At 43.5% G+C, this 3192-nt stretch carries 3 protein-coding genes; all 3 read left to right on the forward strand.

Annotated features, from left to right (window positions below; genetic code table 11):
• Positions 1 to 581: 581 nt before the first annotated feature.
• Complete coding sequence (locus tag BMY60_RS14795; RefSeq protein ID WP_090334668.1) at positions 582 to 1229, forward strand: hypothetical protein; 648 nt, start codon at positions 582 to 584, stop codon at positions 1227 to 1229.
• Between the two features lie 7 nt (positions 1230 to 1236).
• A complete protein-coding gene (locus BMY60_RS14800; RefSeq protein ID WP_090334669.1) occupies positions 1237 to 2322 on the forward strand; it encodes a helix-turn-helix domain-containing protein in 1086 nt (361 codons plus the stop codon).
• Between the two features lie 123 nt (positions 2323 to 2445).
• The coding region (istA, locus tag BMY60_RS14805; RefSeq protein WP_143057483.1) for an IS21 family transposase at positions 2446 to 3192 on the forward strand (747 nt) is incomplete at its 3' end.

The following is a 3192-nucleotide window of genomic DNA, read 5'->3' on the forward strand; positions in this document are numbered from 1 at the left end:
GAAAGTTACAGGAGGAAAAATCTGAAAAAATCATAAAAAACTCAACCGGCCATCATAATTGTCGCCAAACCGGCCAGGATAATTGACACGGGACAGGGGCGCATACAACCGGGCAAAATATTTGCCGGAGCGTATAAAAATGATGACGTGGTGGAGTGACTTTCTTGAGGGTTTGGAGAAGGGTGCCAGCGTCATACCAATGTTCAAAAAATCCGGGTAACTGGTTTTCGCCAAAATGGGCGAATACTAAATTTTTAGTAAACGTTTTTCATAGTAATTTTGTGATGAATAATTCCACCCCCTTCATTTTTTGGTCGGGCAAGTCGGGCTGAACGATTATTAAATATAATATTCAATGTGTTATCGTTGCCCGACTTTGCGGAATCGCACGGAAACTGGTCGGGCATTGCCCGACTTTTTGCCTGATTCTGGCTATTTTGGGCGCGTTTTTTGCCCGAAAATGTAGCGCGAGAATCCCCCTGTTGCACGCCTAAATTAAAATAATCTTAGTATTTCAAAATTGACCATGTTAATATTTTGTGACACAATTGAGGAGTTAAAAATTAACACGGGGTTTTTTGATGCATTTAGAAACAGTAATTAGGAAAGAAAGCTGGGACGTCGACGCGAGGTTGTCTGATTTGGATTTATCTAAGGCTGTTTTGATTGAAGTCGTTCAGAAGGCCGTTTGTGCACGAAATGATTCAGTCAAATTCGACCCAATAAATGCGCCAGGTATGCTGGCATATATTTATGGCGTGCGCGCATTGCGTGAATTGCTTGTGCCAAAGGGGTGGTGCATTGGTCGCGAAGAAAACATTGAGGCAACGTATAACTCAAATGCAAATATTCGCATACTCTATCAGAATGTAGATAATGCTTCTGGTAGCATCGATCCCAAGGCCGTTTCCAACAAAGGAGCTGCAACTCAGCGGATGATAAACGAGTTTCAACCATCTTTATTTCCCGAGATTGATCAGGAGCGAAGAAAAAGATTAGCGAAAAGTCAACCGGTTACCTGGTTCTTGTGTGTTTCAGCCATAGATGATGATGTCATGGCTGAATTGTCATGTCCTAGGGCTATTGATGGCGGCCAATTCTCAGGTTTTGTAGAGCGTATCTTTCTAGTGAAAAGCGGTGATTGGAAGAACATATCAAATGATAATAGTTTTAATACCGATGAAGATGTTAACGAACAAGATTTTCAAGTAAATGTCAGTAGAAAATGAATAAGCTATGTTTAATCCAAGTAGGTTGATACTTGCCAGAAAACGTAGAAGGTATACAGGAAAAGGGCTTGCTATCAAAATCGGTGTTTCACCGGTCACTATTAGCAGGATTGAGAAATCTTGTAATGAGCCTGATAAGGGTACCATCGAAGCTATAGCGCATGAGCTTAAATTTCCTGTGGGATTCTTCCTTGGTGAAGATGTTGATGAACCAAGGAAGGAATCGGTGAGTTTTAGAAGCTTATCTAGCATGTCTGCTAAAGAAAGAGATGCGGCAATTTCAGCTGGCGCAATAGCCTATTTGTTTTCCGATTGGGTTACCGAGCGATTTAATCTCCCTGAAGTAGATTTGCTTGATCTTAGTCATGAGCGCGATCCAAGTCATGCTGCTAGAACTCTAAGACAGTATTGGGGGCTTGGGGAAAAGCCTATTAGTAATATTATTAAGCTCCTTGAGTCCAAGGGAGTAAAAATTTTCTCACTGTCAGAAAACACCAAAAATGTTGATGCCTTTTCATGCTGGAGAAATGATGTTCCATATATATTCTTAAATACCTACAAAACTCCGGAACGAAGTCGTTTTGATACAGGTCATGAATTGGCACATTTAGTGTTGCATAAGCATGGCGGCCCCAAGGGGAGAGAAGCAGAAACAGAAGCAAACAGGTTTGCGGCATCTTTTTTAATGCCAGAATCTGATGTTATTTCTAGGCTGCCCCGTATTTCAACTCTTGATCAAATAATTCAAGCAAAAACACGATGGGGTGTATCAGCCGCGGCGTTAGCATATACCTTGCATAAATTAGGAATAATATCTGACTGGCAGCATAGAACAATATGCATTGAGTTACCCAAAAGGTACGGAACTACAGAACCTAACGGAATTGAGCGAGAGAGATCGGTAGTATGGGAAAAGGTTTTACGGGAGCTTTGGAATGAGCGCACTACAAAAGCGGATGTTGCAGAGAGTCTACATGTGCCCACAGAAGAAATTGAAAATTTAATTTTTGGCTTAACTGGCATTGATCAGAATATAGACGGCAGATTAATGGAAATAGCAAATAGAAAGCCAGTCCTTAAAATTGTTAGGTAAGCTGTATTGTTGACACCGGTCGAAAATTGACCAGAAAAGGCTAGTTGTACCGGTTGAAAATTGACCAGGTAATTCACGTATCCTGCCTAAATTTTAAGCAGGAGAAATTAAGAGGTGATTACCATGGTTATGTATGCAAAGATACGTCGGATGTTTTACCGTGAACATTTGTCGATTAATGAGATTCAACGGCGCACAAGTCTGTCGCGGAACACAATAAAAAAGTGGTTGAAAGCGCCAAGTGACAGCGCAGTGAAATATCACAGAGCGAAGAAGCCCGGCAAGCTGACACCGTTTGAATCTCGATTGTTATTGGCGCTGGAAGCGGATGCTCGCCGCCCCAGGAAAGACCGGCGCACTGCCAGGATGCTGTTCCAGGAAATCAGAAAGGATGGCTATGTTGGCGGTTATACAATTGTTTGTGACTTTGTTCGCAACTGGCGCAATCAAGGCGGGCAGGGTAAAACGGCGTATGCACCGCTGAAGTTTACGTTGGGTGAAGCCTTTCAGTTTGACTGGAGTGAAGAATGGCTGGTGATCGGTGGCACCCACCGTAAAGTGTTGGCTGCACATACCAAACTATGTGCCAGTCGTGCCTTCATGTTGTCGGGCTATCCGTCACAAAGTCACGAAATGCTGTTCGATGCGCATACCCGTGCATTTACAGCTTTTGGCGGCGTGCCGCAACGCGGCATTTACGACAACATGAAGACGGCTGTGGACAAGGTGTCCAAAGGTAACGGGCGTGTGGTAAATACGCGCTTCTTCGCGATGACGGCACATTACCTGTTCGATCCTGATTTCTGCAATGTAGCTTCCGGCTGGGAGAAAGGTGTCGTCGAGAAGAATGTCCAGGATATGCGCCGCCGC

It is taken from the genome of Nitrosomonas sp. Nm51, assembly GCF_900111165.1.
Taxonomy (GTDB): domain Bacteria; phylum Pseudomonadota; class Gammaproteobacteria; order Burkholderiales; family Nitrosomonadaceae; genus Nitrosomonas.

Coding starts and splice junctions, on each gene's coding strand:
- BMY60_RS14795 (WP_090334668.1), top strand. CDS start 582: ATGCATTTAGAAACAGTAATTAGGAAAGAAAGCTGGGACGTCGACGCG.
- BMY60_RS14800 (WP_090334669.1), top strand. CDS start 1,237: ATGTTTAATCCAAGTAGGTTGATACTTGCCAGAAAACGTAGAAGGTAT.